Origin of the sequence: Streptomyces yunnanensis (assembly GCF_029011865.1) — a bacterium.
In the GTDB taxonomy this organism is placed as follows: domain Bacteria; phylum Actinomycetota; class Actinomycetes; order Streptomycetales; family Streptomycetaceae; genus Streptomyces; species Streptomyces yunnanensis.
Map to the genome: position 1 here is coordinate 9,139,460 of NZ_CP095749.1, position 14,563 is coordinate 9,154,022.

A 14,563-nucleotide genomic window follows, 5' to 3' on the forward strand; every position below is an offset into this window, starting at 1 on the left:
GCTAACCGCTCCCAGGTTCCGTTCCGACGTCGTGGTCACACCGACACCGTAGGATCTGACATCGATGTGAGATGCAAGTGCCGGTGACGGGGATCACGTGACGATGAAGATCGGGGATCTGGCGCGGGCCACCGGCGTCAGTCCACGCCTGCTGCGCTATTACGAGGAACAGGGGCTGCTCACCGCACACCGCGCGGGCAGCGGCGGCCACCGCCGGTACGCCGAGGACGCCCCGGCCGTGGTGGGGCACATCAGGGCCCTGCTCGCCGCCGGACTGACGACCCGCGTCATCCGCGAGCTGCTGCCCTGTGTCGTGGGGCCGGGCCCGGAGTTCGAACACTGCGCGGCCGGCACGCTGCGGGAGCAACTCCGCGGCCTGGAGGACAAGATCACCACCCTGCAGGACGCCCGGTCCGCGCTCAGCGGGATCCTCGCCACCACCGTGCCGTCGGAGGGCCACGAGGGATAGCGGGAACCCGCTCGGCACGGTCGGGTCGGCGCCTTTCCGCCCAGCCACCGGCGCTGGGCCGGGCGGGTGACCCGCGGGCGGCCTGCGGATGCGATCAGCGGGGCGCCTGCTTAGCGTCGGGAGGGCCGCGCGTCTCACGTGTGGGGACATGGCCTGGGCGTACGGGCGCAAGAGGTGCGCCGGCACGCACGCGCGGGACGGACACCGTTCTGATGAGGAGACGCGTCATGCCCGCTCGTACGCTCAAGGACAAGGTCGTCGTGGTCGGCGGGGCCTCCAGGAACCTCGGGGGCCTGATCAGCCGGCAGCTCGGTGAGCACGGCGCGAAGGTCGTGGTGCACTACAACAGCGACTCCTCCCGCTCCGACGCGGAGGAGACGGCCGCCGCGGTCAAGCAGGCGGGCGGGGACGCGGTGACGCACCAGGCGGACCTGACGCGGGTGGCCGGCGTCGAGGGGCTCTTCGACGCCGCGATCGACGCGTTCGGGCGGGTGGACGCCAGCGTGAACACCGCGGGCATGGTGATCAAGAAGCCGGTGACCGAGACCTCGGAGGCCGAGTACGACCGGATGTTCGCGGTGAACTCCAAGGCCGCGTACTTCATGATGCGCGAGGCCGCCAAGCGCATCGACCGCGACGGCTCGATCGTCACCGTGGTCACCTCGCTGCTGGCCGCCTACACCGGCCTGTACTCCGTGTACGCCGGCAGCAAGTCCCCGGTCGAGCACTTCACCCGCGCCCTGTCGAAGGAGCTCTTCGGCCGCAACATCAGCGTCAACAACATCGCCCCCGGGCCGATGGACACCTCGTTCTTCTATCCGGCCGAGACCGACGACTCCGTCGCCTACCACAAGTCCTCGTCCATGAACGGCGAGCTGACCAGGATCGAGGACATCGCGCCCCATGTGATCTTCCTGCTCACCGAGGGCTGGTGGCTCAACGGGCAGACCCTCTTCGTCAACGGCGGGTACACCACCCGCTGATCTCGCCCTGCAGGCGGCCGAACCGGTGCCGCGGGCGACCTCGACGAACTCCTCTCCCGGGTCGGGGAGTCCATGGCCGATACCTGGGGCGGAGATCGCGGCCGCCTGGAAGTGTATGCCATTGGCAAGTATTGCAAAGCGCAAGAAAAACTACGTATAGCTCTCATCAAGCATGCCGTGATGGCGCGTCAGCGAGGGCGATGCGTGGTGAAGCTGGTGCCGGTGGAACGCGACCGCCCCGGCACGGGGACCAGTGTGGTCGGCGCCGCTGCCCGCGTACCGTGAAAGGAGCGACGGTGGTGGTACGACGCGGTGCCCGTAAGGAAGCCGAACGGATCGCGGCGGTGGCCGCGGAGCAATTGCTGAAGGTGGGCACGGCCCTGCGCCGGTCTCCCACGACCTCGGACCTGCGGGCGGTGTACGGACCGATCAGAGTGTCAATGACACGCCCTACCGCGAGCGCTGGGCCCATGACCGGGTCGTCCGCTCCACGCACGGCGTGAACTGTACCGGTTCGTGTTCGTGGAAGGTGTACGTCAAGGACGGCGTCATCACCTGGGAGACCCAGGAGACGGACTACCCGTCAGTGGGCCCGGACCGGCCCGAGTACGAGCCGCGCGGCTGCCCCCGGGGCGCCTCGTTCTCCTGGTACACCTACTCGCCGACCCGGGTGCGCTACCCGCATGTGCGCGGGGTGCTGCTGGAGCTCTACCGCGAGGCGCGCAGGCGCCTGGGGGACCCGGTGGCGGCCTGGGCCGAGATCACCGGGGACCCCGCCAGGCGACGCCGATATCAGTCGGCCCGGGGCAAGGGCGGCCTGGTGCGCGTCGGATGGGACGAGGCCCTGAGATCGCGGCCGCCGCCCACGTCCACACCATCGCCGCCCACGGCCCGGACCGGGTCGCCGGCTTCTCGCCGATCCCCGCCATGTCGATGGCCTCGCACGCGGTCGGCGCGCGGTTCATGGCGCTGATCGGCGCGCCGATGGTCTCCTTCTACGACTGGTACGCCGACCTGCCCATCGCCTCGCCGCAGGTCTTCGGCGACCAGACGGACGTACCGAGTCCGGCGACTGGTGGGACGCGGCCTATCTGATGCTGTGGGGCTCCAACGTGCCGGTGACCCGCACCCCGGACGCGCACTGGATGGCCGAGGCCCGCTACCGGGGCCAGAAGGTGGTCGTGGTCTCCCCGGACTACGCGGACGCGACGAAGTTCGCGGACGAGTGGCTGCACCCGCACCCCGGCACCGACGGCGCGCTGGCCATGGCCAAGGGACATGTGGTCCTCGCCGAGTGCTTCGTCCGACGGCAGGTCCCGTATTTCACCGAGTACGTCAAGCAGTTCACCGATCTGCCGTTCCTGGTCGAACTCCAGGAGCAGGACGGCGAGTTCGTCCCCGGGAAGTTCCTCACCGCCGCGGACCTGGGGCTCGACACGGACGACGAGGCGGCGGCGTCCTGGAAGCCGGTGCTGCTCGACGCGGCCTCCGGGCGGCCCGTCGTCCCCAACGGCACCCTCGGCGACCGCTGGTCCAAGGGCGGCACCGGCCGCTGGAACCTCGACCTGGGCGGGATCGAGCCCGCGCTGTCCTTCCTCCAGGAGGGCGGGGACCGCGCCCGGGTGCTGCTGCCGTGCTTCGACGACCCCGGCGTCGTGCCGCGCGGCGTCCCGGTGCGAGAGATCGCCGGACGCCGGGTGACCACCGTCTTCGACCTGCTGCTCGCCCAGTACGGCGTCGCCCGGCCCGGACTGCCGGGTGACTGGCCCGAGGGCTACGACGACGCCACCCGGCCCTACACCCCGGCCTGGCAGGAGACGATCACCTCGGTGCCCGCCGCGGCGGTGGTCCGCGCGGCACGCGAGTTCGCGCACACGGCGGAGAAGACCCGTGGCCGCTGCATGATCGTCATGGGGGCCGGCACCAACCACTGGTTCCACTCCGACACCATCTACCGGTCCTTCCTCACGCTGCTGCTGCTCACCGGCTGCCAGGGCGTGAACGGCGGTGGCTGGGCCCACTACGTGGGGCAGGAGAAGGTCCGCCCGTACGCCGGCTGGCAACAGGTCCAGTCCGCGGCCGACTGGGTGCGCCCGGCCCGCCAGATGGCCGGCACGCCCTACTGGTACCTGCACACCGACCAGTGGCGCTACGACGGCCAGGACGCCGGTGCGTTGGCCGCACCGACCGCCCGCGGGACGTTCGCCGGACAGCACACCGCCGATCTGGTGGCCCGCTCGATGCGACTGGGCTGGATGCCGTCCGCCCCCGCCTTCACCGCCAACCCGCTGGACCTCGGTCGGCGGGCGCACGACTCGGGCCACGAACCGGGCGAGTGGGCCGCCGCCGAACTCGCCGCGGGGCGTCTGGCCTTGCGCCGCATCAACCTCGGCGAGGAACGGGACCCGGACATCGCCCGCGGCGTCGGCATGGACGAGCCCTCCGTCGAGGCGATGTACCGACTGCTGGCCCTCGCCAAGTACGAGGACCGGTACGTCATCCCCACCGGTTACGCGGCCGACGGCGATCGGGATGCCGACCTCGACGGGCTCGGCTGCCGCCTGGACGGACAGGGTGGGCCGGGCATGTACGAGGCGGAGTCCTTCCACGCGCCACCGGTGGCCGCCACCGGGGCGCCGGCGGGCCGATCGGGCGGGCGGATCAACCTGCTGAACTGGAACGGCCGGGGCCGGCCACGCGGCCTCTTCCCGCCCCGCGACACGGACGGCGGCAGCCGATGAACCGCCACCGGGCCGTGCACCAGGCCGCCGCCCTGCTCCTCTCCTATCCCGGACCCGACTGGCCGCAGCGGGTCGCCCAGGTCACCGCGGTGCTCACCCGACTGCGCTGCCCCGAGGCCGATCTGTTGCTCGGCTTCTGTCGCGGCGCGGCCCAGGACCCGCCCCTCGACCTGGCCGCGCGCTATGTGACCACCTTCGACCGGAGCCGCCGCCGCACCCTCCACCTCACCCACTACACCGACGGCGACACCCGCCGTCGCGGCGCCTCCCTGGCCGGGCTCAAGTCCCACTATCGCGCCCATGGTTGGGAACCCGACGGCGGCGAACTCCCCGACTTCCTCCCCGCCATGCTCGAATTCGCCGCCCGCTGTCCGCAGGCCGGCACCCCCCTGCTCCACCAGTACCGCGGTGCGGTGGAGCTGCTCGCCCAGGCACTCGACGCCCACCGCAGCCCCTACGCCGACGTCCTGCGAGCCGTCCGGTCCACGCTGCCCGCCGGCCCGCGCCCGATGCCCGCACCGGACGACAGCGCCCCCGTTCCCTTCCCGATCCTGACCGCCCCGGGCGACGAAGGAGTCCGTCGGTGACCACGCACGTGCGCATCGCCCTGTGGGGCGCCCGCACCCCGTGCAGCCGCCGGCAGAAAAAGGGGCCGATCAGCCCTTGCCCGCGGCCCTGTCGAGGAGGGTGGCGAGGATCGGTCCCGGGTCGGTCCACAGCAGGGAGCCGCCCGCCCCCGGTACGACATGGCGGCGCGCGCCGGGAATCCGGGTGGCGAGGCGGGCCCCGTGGTCGGGGGAGTGACTGGCGTCGTGTGCGCCGTACCAGAGGTCCACCGGGACGGTGATCCGGTCGAGGGCGAACGGCCAGCGGCTCATGGCGAGTACGGCGTCGCGGGCATATCCGGCGGCGGCTCCCTGGGCGAAGCCCTCGTCGAGGGCCCGGCGGTACGCGGCGTCGAACCCGGGATCCTGGTACACGGCCAGGTCGCACGCCGGGCTGTTGGTCCGCACCAGGTGTGCCATCGCGTCCGCCGTGAAGCCGGCGAAGAACTCCTCGGCGCCCCTCGGGTCGGCGGCGGTGCGTTCGACGAGTTCCCGCAGGTGTGCGGGCACGGCCGCGGCGAATCCGGTCGCCGCGGGCTCGTCGGGCTGCCGGCCCTCGTCGGCCGGTGCGCCCGATACGGCCGCCGGTACGACGGCCGATGCGACATCGTCCGCCCCCGAGACGACGGCCACCGCGGCGACCACGTCCGCCTCCGCGCAGGCCAACGCGAACGGCGCGCCCTGCGAGTTGCCGACCACCGGTGGACGCCCCAGGCCGCGCCGCGCCGCCAAGTGCCGGACGTCCGCGGCGAAATCGGCGAAGGTCCGCCCCGGGTGCGGGGTCGAGGCACCGAGTCCGGGGCGGTCCAGGGACACCAGTCGCAGCCCCCGTGCGGCCACCACGTCCGGTCCGAAGCCGAGCCAACGGCTCGTCGCCGCTCCCGGACACAGCAGCACCGGAACACCGTCCTCGGGTCCCCACTCGGCCCAGCCCACCAACCGCCCATCGGGCAGCGGGGTTTCTCCGAGTCGGGCGGGGGCGGTCACATATCTGTTCATGATCGCCATCATGACGGCCGGCCGGTCCTCGCCGCACGCGAGTTCCGGCCGGCCCCCGTGCCCCTCGGCCGGGGCGGTGGTCCGTCGGGCCGTCAGCCGGTGCCGCGGTCGACGGAGTCCATGAAGTCCAGCATCCTGCGGTTGACCACCTGCGGATGGTCGATCTGCGGTCCGTGGCCGGTGCCGGAGACGATCTCCGCGCGCGCTCCCGCTATCAGGCGCGGGACGCGCTCCACCTGCCGCTTCGGGTGCACCAGGAGACTGCGCTTGCCGAGCACCAGGTAGAGCGGGGTGCGGATGGTGGCCAGCTCGGCGTCGGAGAGGGGGAGCGGGGCCGGGCGACGGATGCGGAAGGCCCGGACGCCCTTCCTGATCATCGTGCGCAGCTCCGGCACGACGAGCACCGGCTGCTCCAACCAGGCCGCCAGGCGGGGACGCAGCGCCTTCGGGGCGGAGGTCGCGAAGAGGCTGACGAAGATCCAGACGAAGAAGCGCAGCCCCACCTTCTCCAGGCCACCGGGGTCGAGCAACGTCACCGAGGCCAGCCGGCCGGCCCCGCGGTGTGCCTGGTTCAGGGCGAGCCAGCCGCCGTAGGAGGAGCCGACCAGGTGGACGCGGTCGAGGCCGAGCGCGGCGAGCGACTCGTCCAACCACTGTGCGGCGCGCTCGGGTTGGTGCATGGGCACGCGGTGCACGCTGCGTCCGGGGTCGCCCGGGGTGTCGAGCGCGTACACCGGGCGCTCGGCGCTGAGGGCGGGGGTGTTCGGATACCACATGGCGGAGCAGGATCCCGAGCCGTGCACGAGGACGACGGGGGTGCGGGAGCGGGCGGCGGGGTCGGCCGGTTCGTACCGGTAGACCTGGGTGGTGCCGAAGGAGGTCTCGACCTCCTGCTCCGCGGCCGCGGGCACCCCCAGGGCGTAGAGCGCGTCGCACGCCGCGAAGTACTCCTCGCGCAGCGCGTCGCTGACATAGCGGCCGATGTCGGCCTGGGGACGGGCAGTGGTCTGGGACACGGCCACCTCCGGGGATCCGTTGTTCTCGGTCTTCGTGATACGAACGTACCACGAAGTTGGTACGGCTGTATCATCAAAATTGCCCCGCGTTGAGCGGGGCCCACACCGAAGCGACTGACGAGGGAAGACGCGGCTGATGCCCAAGCGCGTGGACCATGACGAACGACGTACCGAGATCGCCGAGGCGCTGCTCCGGGTCGCGGGGCGACGCGGACTGCACGCCGTGGGGATGCGGGACGTGGCGGCCGAGGCGGGCGTGTCACTGCGGCTGGTGCAGTACTACTTCGAGACCAAGGAGAAGCTGCTGCTGCACGGACTGCGACAGCTGACCGAGCGGTTCGGGGAACGCGTCGCAACGCAGGTCAGGGCCGCGGGCGACCACCCGGGGCCGCGCACGGTGATCGAGGCGCTCCTGATGGCGTCCCTGCCCCTCGACGAGGAGAGCCGGGTCTTCCATCTCGTCTACACCTCGTACGCGGTGCTGTCCGTGACCGACCGGGCACTCGCCGAGCAGCCCTTCATCCGGGATCCCGAGGCCGCCGAGGAGCGGCTTACCGCACTCCTGGGGCAGGCCGAGGAAGCGGGCCTGACCCGCCCCGGGGTGGACGCCCGCATCGAGGCCGTCGGCCTGCTCGCGCTCTCCGCGGGGCTGGGCACCAGCATCCTGGTCGGCCAGCGCAGCGCGCGGACCGCCGCCGACGTCCTGGACCGCCATCTGGACCGGATCTTTAAGGACCGCGGCGGCAGTTCGCTGGCGGAGCGGATCGCGCGGTGACGCCGCCGGGGCGACGCCCGCGGCGGCCCGACCGGCCCGGCCCGACGTCTCCGCTCAACCTCCCTGCTCAACCTCCCTGCTCTTGCTCGGCCGTGGCGGAGGTGCTGCCTCCGTAGACGCACAGCCCGTAGATGGCCAGCACGTCCAGCGCGATGATCATCACCGACCACACCGGGTAGGCGGGGATGAAGAACATCTGGGCGAAGGCGTTCAGCCCCAGCACCGCCACACCGAACCAACGGGCGGCTTCCGAGCGCTTGGTGAGCACGCCGACGGCCGCGGCCGCCTGCAGGATCGCCAGCGCGAGCATCAGCCAGCCAAATGCCTGCATGTCTCCCAGGACCAGTGCGACATTGCCCAGGAAGATGTGGGAGTTGACGATCGCCGCGATGCCGTCGAGGCCGTTGAACAGGGCCAGCAACCCCAACATGACCCCGGCGAACATCACCAGGCCGTGGCGGTCCGCTGTCTGTGGTGCGGTCGTTCTCCCGCCGTAGCCCGGGTGCGGTGTTCCGGCGGGGTGACCTGCTGCTGATGCCATGGGAACCTCCGTGAGTGAAGGGCGGCGCGGCACGTGGTCCCGGGGCCGGCCGGCCGGCGACCACGGCATCGGCCGGGCCGCGTCGTCGAACTTCCGTGCCGCCGCCGGGACTTCGGTCGGAAGCATCGCCGCACCACCGGCGACGGTGACCCGGCGTCCGATGTCGGTGACCCTCGGCGGATGCGGCTCGGCGGCCGGACGCGACCGCGGGCGGGCAGCCGTCCATTTCAGCGTGGCAGGGACGGTCCGGAGCCGCCAGGCGAGCCGCCCGCGCGGCCCCGAGCGGACCGCGCGCCACGGACCCTCACTGCTGCGGGTGCCGCCAGCGGGTGTCCAGCTCCGCCCACTCCTTCTCCCACTGGGCGTAGCGCCTGCGGTTCAGCAGACGGACACCGGCCTTCTCCGCGCCGTAGAGCAGCAGACCGGTGCCGGACGCGACGACGGTGCCCGCCACCACGCTCTCGGCCAGGGAGTCGGTCGGGGTGCCCGGGTCCCGCACCAGCTTCCCGCTCCGGTCCAGCCAGACCGTCGTGTGGTCCCCGACGTGGACGCCGGTCGCCACGACCGTCTCGCCCGTCCGCACGCTGCGGTCCGCTGCCGTCCAGCGCACAGTCGTCTGCACCCGGCTGCCCGTGCCGGTACCGCTGTCGACGTTTACCCGGGCCGCGGGTTCCTTCGTCACCACCGCGGAGACCGGCTGCCAGTCGGCGCTCTGCCGATGGGCCGCCGCGTCCACCACACTGCCGGCCACCACCCCCGCGGTCGGGGCCGCCACGGCGATCAGCACGCCCGTGGCCAGGACCAGCCAGGATTGCGCTACGTCCGTACCCCGCCGGAGCGGGCCGTGCCGCCAGGGCGGACGGAGCTTCCCAAGAGGCATCACACACCCCCTTTGCCTGCACTTCGAGCGTCCCACACCTGGCCGCCCGACCCCACATCGCAGCGGTACCCACCCTGCGGAACCGGCCGGAAAAGCCGATCGTGGAAGGGGAGCGGAACCTGTCCGAGGAGTGCGGAACCCTAGGGAGCCGCCGTGATCACCGCAGTGCGCCTGCCCAGGCGCCACGCCACCCGCTCGGCGAAGCCGGGGCCGCCGCGGGAGCCGCCCAAGCCGTCGGCCCAGCCGAAGCCTCCGCTGTGGCGGCCGTGGTTGCTGCCGATCGTGCTGCTGGTGGTGTTCGTCCTCCTGCTCAGCCGGGCGCACAACCCCGCGGGCCCCGCCCTCACCTACAGCGCGTTCCTGGGCAAGGTGGAAGCCGGGCAGGTCAGGACCGTCGACATCGACGACAAGGGCAGCGTCAACGGCAAGCTCAAGGACGGCCGCGAATTCACCACCCGGATCCCCACCGCGCTCGGCAACACCGGGCTGGCCCAGCAGCTCCGCGCCAAGAACGTCGACGTCACCGCCTCCAGCAGCGAAGGCGGCAGCTGGGTGGGGCTGCTGGCCGCGGTGCTCCTGCCGCTGCTGCTCCTCGGCGCGCTGTTCCTGTGGACCGGCCGCCAGGCCGCGCGCACCCTCACCGGCGGGCTCAGCGGCATCGGCCGCTCCCGGGCCAAGATCATCGAGGCCGAGCGCCCCACCACCCGCTTCGACGACGTCGCCGGATACGAGGGCGTCAAGCAGGAGATCAGCGAGATCGTGGACTTCCTGCGCCACCCCGAGCGGTACGCGGTGGTCGGCGCCCAGGGGCCGCGCGGGGTGCTGATGGTTGGCCCGCCCGGCACCGGCAAGACGCTGATCGCCCGGGCCGTCGCCGGCGAGGCGGCGGTGCCGTTCCTGTCGGTGACCGGATCGGCGTTCGTGGAGATGTTCGTCGGCGTCGGCGCCTCCCGGGTCCGCGACCTCTTCGACGAGGCCCGCAAACGCGCGCCGTCGATCATCTTCATCGACGAGATCGACGCCGTCGGCAGCCGCCGCGGCGGCATCCGGCTGGGCGGCAACGACGAACGCGAGCAGACCCTCAACCAACTCCTGGCCGAGATGGACGGCTTCGACCAGAGCAGCGGCATCGTGGTACTCGCCGCCACCAACCGCCCCGAGGCCCTCGACCCGGCGCTGCTCCGGCCCGGCCGCTTCGACCGGCACGTCACCGTCCCGCTGCCCAACCAGGCCGAGCGGGCCGCGATCCTCGCCGTCCACGCCCGCGGCAAGAAACCGGGACCCGACGTCGACTGGGACGTCGTCGCCCGGGCCACCCCCGGCTTCTCCGGCGCCGACCTCGCCAACCTCCTCAACGAGGCCGCGATCCACGCCGTCCGCGCGGGCAACACCGTCATCTCCGCCCAGGACCTCGACGACGCCCGGGACCGGGTCCTGCTCGGGCGCCGGGAGTCCTCCAACGCCCTGCTCCCCGAGGAGCGGCACGCCGTCGCCGTCCACGAGTCGGGCCACGCCCTCGTGGCCGCGCTGTGCGAACACGCCGACCCGGTCGCCAAGGTGACCATCCTGCCCTCCGGCCCCGTACTGGGCGCCACCGAACAACTCCCGGAAGCCGAGCGGCACCTCTACACCGAGGGCTACCTCAACGACCTGCTGGCCGTCCGCCTCGGCGGCCGGGCCGCCGAACTCGTGATCTTCGGCGAGGGCTCGACCGGCGCCGCCGACGACCTGGCCGGCGCCACCCAGATCGCCGGTCGCATGGTCCGCGACTTCGGCCTCTCCCCGGCCCTCGGCCCGATCGGCTACGCCACCACCGGCACGCCGCACCGCCTCGGCGACGAAGCCCCCGGCGAGGCCCTGCACCGCCCCTACTCGGAGCAGACCCAGCGCCTGATCGACGAGGAGATCGCCCGCCTGGTCCGCGACGCGGAACAGCGCGCCACCACCCTGCTCCGCGACCACCGGGCGGCCCTGGAACGCCTCGCCGACCTGCTCACCACCCGCGAGACGGTCGACGGCGCGGTCGTCCACGACGTCCTGCGCCGAGCGCCGGGGGCCTCTCCGGACCACCACGAACCGGGGCCCGAAGCCGACCGGTTCTGACCCGGTCCCCTCCCGCACCGGGGCGCCCTCCCGGCGTTCCCGCCGCTCCGGCCCCGCGGTCAGGGCGACGACGCGGGGGAGTCCGCGTACCGCAGCAGCGCCCCGGCGCCGTCCCGCAGCCGCAGCCACCGCTCGGGCACCAGGACCAGTTCCGCGCCCGTCCCCACCAGGGCCCGGGCCAGGGCGGCGTCCGCATGCTCCCGGCGGACGGCGCGCACGCCGTACGACCGCAACTCGCCCTCCGTCAGCGCCAGATGCGCCGGCTCCGGCCCCACCCACAGCACCGGCGGCGCCGAGTGCCCGCGGTCGTTCAGGAAGAGCGTGCCGACCTGGCCGCGCTGCAGTGCCGCAACCGTGTCCGCCAGCCCCTCGGCGGCCGCCCCGCGGCGCGCCCGCTGAGCGAGGAGGGCTCCCACCAGCGCCTGGTCGTGCGCGGCCATTCGCCCCCGGAACAGCCGCTCCAACCACCCCTCCAGCAGGGCCCGGCCCGGCCGCGGTACGCCGCCCGCGTCGACCGTCGTGACACGGCCGCGCAGCCGTCCCGGCAGCCGGCGGGCCAGGATGCCGCGCGCCCAGGTGTCACCGGCGAGCACCAGCGTCTCGGCGCCGATCCGAAGCGCCTGCGCGGCCAGCAGGCGGCCGAGCCGCTCCGCTCCGCGCGGCCAGTCGGCGACCGGCACCCGCTCGTCGAGCCGTTCCCCGGGCGTGACCCTGGTCAGCGGCCACCGGCCCGCCTCGGCCTCGACGTGGACACGCCCCGCGGCCTCCACCGTGTGGCGCCCCGTGTAGTGGACGTACACGGCCAGGTACGGGATCTCCGGCGCGTGCTGGGCGATCAGGGGCATGGTGTCGGGCAGCGCCCCGAAGTGCGCGGTGTCGTGGACGGGCGGATCCGGGAGCTCGCCCCGGAGCACCAGCGCGCCGTGCGCGGTGAACAGCGCCTGGCCGTGCGCCCCGGGGACATCGGCGTCACAGCCGACCGTGCCGCCCACGGCGGTGATCGAGTCCTCGTCGGCGCCCTCGGCCACCAAGGTGTCGCGCAACCGCCGCCAGCGCAGTGCGAGGGCGACGTCCGGATCGCCGCCGGTGCCCTCCCGCGAGGTGTCCACATAGACGGACACGAACGGGCCCGGCTGTTTGTAGAGCGGTTCCAGGAAGGTGAGTCGCATCGCCACCACCACGACGGCCTGAGGGCGCGGCACCACGCCCTACCGACCCGAACCGGGCCCGGCCGGGTGGAGCCGCCGCCGCTCACCTCCAGCATGCGCCCGCCCGGCCACGGCGAGCGAGAATCGACGTGAGGGCACCCGCGCGGATGCCGCCCTCTTCAGAGCCCGTATCCGCCCGGTGCCGGGAAGGAGAGGTCCCCATGTTGTTCTGGTACGGCCACCACGGTGGCGCCGGGTGGGGCTGGCTCGCGGCCACGGTCGGCATGGTCCTGTTCTGGGCACTGGTGATCACGGTCGGCATCCTGCTCTTCCGCGCCCTGGTCCGTCCCGGCCCGTCCGGCTGGGGCGGGCCCGGCCGCCGCTATCCCGGTTGGCACCACGAAGGTCCCCCGCCCGGCGGGGCGCCCACGGCGGAGCAGATCCTCGCCGAGCGCTACGCCCGAGGGGAGATCGAGGACGAGGAGTACCAGCGGCGGCTGGCCGTGCTCCGCTCCGCACCGGGCGGACCGAAGCAACCGGACGCCCCGGGACCGTGACCGCGACGCGTCCCACCCGCCCGGGCAGCACGGGCGGCGCTCAGGTTCCGCGCTCTCCCCGGCCCCAGGGCCGGCTCCTCAGTGCTGTAGCTGCGCCTTGAGGAGCACGATCACCAGGCCGAGGATCAGGTTCACGACGGCCGAGGCCACCACCAGGGCCCGCGAGGCCCCGGCGCGGGTCGCGGCCCTGGTCGCCCAGCCGATCTGCTCGGCCACGGCGACGGCGAGCGCGAACCACGCGGTGTCCTGGAGGCTCAACCGCAGCAGCGGGCTGATCGCCACCGCGACGGCCGGTGCCAGCGCCGCCTGCGCGATCGGCCACTCGTGGACCGCCACATGCCGGACCCTGTGCCACGTCAGGTGCCGGTAGGTCGCCAGCTCGCCGACGAGCCGCGCGTAGACGTGCGCGATCCAGAAGACCAGCCCCGTGACGAGCAGCAGGAGCACCAGTCCCACCCGGGGGAACGGTCCGAACGTGGCGGCGCCGGCCACGACGGACGCGGCCTGGAGGGAGCCGTAGACCGCACCGTCGTAGTCGGTGGGTACCGCCGGCGGCTCCTCCGGCCGCCGGAGGGCTTCCCGGCTCTGGTCGTCCGCGCCTGCACCATCCGCCATGCCCCACAGAATCGCCGCGGACCCCCCGGCCCGCACGGCGGGCTCGTGCGGCGTCGGACCATGGGGGTGAAAGGTCGCCCGACGGCGGCCGGACCGCTCAGTGGTCGCCCGGCGCCGGACCACGGGGCACGGCGAAGGCGGTGAGCGCCGCGGCGCCCGGCTCCAGGCGGGCCCATCCGCCGGGCAGCGCCAGCACCGCCACCGCCGAGGTGGGGAACTTCCCGCCGGCCCGCTCCAGCGCCTCACCGTCCCCCTCCTCGCCGGCCAGCGCCAGGACCAGGTCCTGCACGGCCGGCTGGTGGCCGATCACCAACGCGGTCCGGCACCGCTCCGGGATCCCGCTCAGCACCTGCAGCACGGCGGACGCGCTCGCCGCGTAGATCCGGGGCTCGAAGACCACGTCCGGGGCCACGGGGGCCACCGGGGCCGCATGGTCCCCTCGGGTCGCCGGTGGCGCGTACTCCGGCTGGAGCTCCCCGGCGACCAACTCCCAGGTCTCTCGGGTCCGCCGGGACGTCGAGCAGATCACCAGGTCGGGCACGCAGCGCTGCTGCCGCAACCACCGGCCGACCGCCGGCGCGTCCCGCCGTCCCCGGCCCGAGAGCGGCCGCTCGTGATCGGAAACACCCTCCGGCCAGGCGGACTTCGCGTGCCGCAGCACGATCAGGCGGGTGGACGTGTCATCGGAGGCATGCATGCAACAACTCGCTGGAGTAGGGACGACCCCCGCAGGCTACCCGGCCCGGCGCGGCACTGTCCCGGGCATCCGCAGCACCGCTCGGCCCGCCGCCCGGCCGCCGCCGTCGCGGTGCCGCACTGCTTCCGCCCGGCCCGCTACTTCTGCGCGTGCGACCCCAGATAGAACAGCAGGGCCATGAACCCCAGGAGGAGATGGCTCCCGGCGATGTAGAGGAAGACCCGCACGGACGCCCCGCGTTCCTTCCGGGCCTCCGACATCCCGCCGCCGAAGGAGGGATCGGGCGCGGACGACGCCGCGTCGGTGGGCCGTCCGGTGCTGTGGTCGTCGGTCATGGTGTGCTCGTGCTGTCCGTATCCGGGAGCCGGGCAGCGCGGTCGTGGTCGGTGGGACCGGCGGACCTGCCCGTCCCCGTCCCCCGCCCGTGGCCGTCC

The 14,563-nt window shown here is 73.4% G+C and carries 15 protein-coding genes and 1 pseudogene; 8 read left to right on the forward strand and 8 right to left on the reverse strand.

Translation table 11 applies throughout. From position 1 onward, the window contains the following. Positions 1-103: 103 nt before the first annotated feature. The 5 genes and pseudogenes from MOV08_RS40130 to narJ all read left to right on the forward strand — a co-directional run bounded on the left by MOV08_RS40130 (position 104) and on the right by narJ (position 4,780). Positions 104-469: a MerR family transcriptional regulator gene (locus MOV08_RS40130; RefSeq protein WP_275311103.1), complete on the forward strand. Its 366-nt coding sequence runs from the start codon at positions 104-106 to the stop codon at positions 467-469. Positions 470-696: 227 nt separating this feature from the next. After that, positions 697-1,452, forward strand: coding sequence for an SDR family oxidoreductase (locus tag MOV08_RS40135; RefSeq protein WP_039639162.1), 756 nt, complete (start codon positions 697-699; stop codon positions 1,450-1,452). Between the two features lie 72 nt (positions 1,453-1,524). Continuing rightward, positions 1,525-1,737, forward strand: coding sequence for a hypothetical protein (locus tag MOV08_RS40140; protein WP_275311105.1), 213 nt, complete (start codon positions 1,525-1,527; stop codon positions 1,735-1,737). Positions 1,738-1,787: 50 nt separating this feature from the next. Continuing rightward, positions 1,788-3,821 (forward strand): annotated as a pseudogene (locus MOV08_RS40145) (molybdopterin-dependent oxidoreductase); the annotation flags it as partial. A 368-nt stretch (positions 3,822-4,189) separates the two neighbouring features. After that, positions 4,190-4,780, forward strand: a complete 591-nt coding sequence (narJ, locus tag MOV08_RS40150; RefSeq protein WP_275311106.1) for a nitrate reductase molybdenum cofactor assembly chaperone — start codon at positions 4,190-4,192, stop codon at positions 4,778-4,780. A gap of 69 nt (positions 4,781-4,849) precedes the next feature. Here narJ and MOV08_RS40155 read toward each other — a convergent pair whose 3' ends face one another. Both MOV08_RS40155 and MOV08_RS40160 read right to left on the reverse strand, forming a co-directional pair. Beyond that, the gene (locus MOV08_RS40155; protein WP_275311108.1) at positions 4,850-5,797 is read right to left on the reverse strand and encodes an alpha/beta fold hydrolase; all 948 of its coding nucleotides are present in this window, start codon (positions 5,795-5,797) and stop codon (positions 4,850-4,852) included. Positions 5,798-5,889: 92 nt separating this feature from the next. Then, positions 5,890-6,819, reverse strand: coding sequence for an alpha/beta fold hydrolase (locus MOV08_RS40160; protein ID WP_275311110.1), 930 nt, complete (start codon positions 6,817-6,819; stop codon positions 5,890-5,892). Positions 6,820-6,949: 130 nt separating this feature from the next. On the opposite strand from MOV08_RS40160, the gene MOV08_RS40165 reads away from it, so the two are divergent. After that, complete coding sequence (locus MOV08_RS40165) at positions 6,950-7,588, forward strand: TetR/AcrR family transcriptional regulator (RefSeq protein WP_275311112.1); 639 nt, start codon at positions 6,950-6,952, stop codon at positions 7,586-7,588. A 67-nt stretch (positions 7,589-7,655) separates the two neighbouring features. Here the strand turns inward: MOV08_RS40165 and MOV08_RS40170 are convergent, their stop codons facing one another. Beyond that, complete coding sequence (locus tag MOV08_RS40170) at positions 7,656-8,129, reverse strand: DUF7144 family membrane protein (RefSeq protein WP_275311113.1); 474 nt, start codon at positions 8,127-8,129, stop codon at positions 7,656-7,658. Between the two features lie 304 nt (positions 8,130-8,433). After that, positions 8,434-9,009, reverse strand: a complete 576-nt coding sequence (locus tag MOV08_RS40175) for an Rv1733c family protein (RefSeq protein WP_052287204.1) — start codon at positions 9,007-9,009, stop codon at positions 8,434-8,436. Between the two features lie 153 nt (positions 9,010-9,162). On the opposite strand from MOV08_RS40175, the gene ftsH reads away from it, so the two are divergent. Beyond that, positions 9,163-11,112: an ATP-dependent zinc metalloprotease FtsH gene (ftsH, locus tag MOV08_RS40180; protein ID WP_203232644.1), complete on the forward strand. Its 1,950-nt coding sequence runs from the start codon at positions 9,163-9,165 to the stop codon at positions 11,110-11,112. 59 nt (positions 11,113-11,171) lie between these two features. On the opposite strand, the gene MOV08_RS40185 is transcribed toward ftsH, so the two are convergent. Next, positions 11,172-12,314: a baeRF2 domain-containing protein gene (locus MOV08_RS40185; protein ID WP_275311115.1), complete on the reverse strand. Its 1,143-nt coding sequence runs from the start codon at positions 12,312-12,314 to the stop codon at positions 11,172-11,174. Positions 12,315-12,481: 167 nt separating this feature from the next. Here MOV08_RS40185 and MOV08_RS40190 point away from each other — a divergent pair, with 167 nt between their 5' ends. Beyond that, positions 12,482-12,817 carry an SHOCT domain-containing protein gene (locus MOV08_RS40190; RefSeq protein WP_203232645.1) on the forward strand — a complete coding sequence of 112 codons (336 nt, stop codon included), beginning with the start codon at positions 12,482-12,484 and terminating at the stop codon, positions 12,815-12,817. A 78-nt stretch (positions 12,818-12,895) separates the two neighbouring features. On the opposite strand, the gene MOV08_RS40195 is transcribed toward MOV08_RS40190, so the two are convergent. From MOV08_RS40195 to MOV08_RS40205, 3 genes are all read right to left on the reverse strand, one after another. Beyond that, entirely contained in the window at positions 12,896-13,432 is a 537-nt protein-coding gene (locus MOV08_RS40195) for a hypothetical protein (protein WP_275311117.1), read from the reverse strand. Between the two features lie 97 nt (positions 13,433-13,529). Beyond that, the gene (locus tag MOV08_RS40200; RefSeq protein WP_275311118.1) at positions 13,530-14,129 is read right to left on the reverse strand and encodes a SixA phosphatase family protein; all 600 of its coding nucleotides are present in this window, start codon (positions 14,127-14,129) and stop codon (positions 13,530-13,532) included. 137 nt (positions 14,130-14,266) lie between these two features. After that, on the reverse strand, positions 14,267-14,464 hold the full coding sequence (locus tag MOV08_RS40205) for a DUF6126 family protein (RefSeq protein WP_039639173.1): 198 nt from the start codon (positions 14,462-14,464) through the stop codon (positions 14,267-14,269). Between the last annotated feature and the right edge of the window lie 99 nt (positions 14,465-14,563).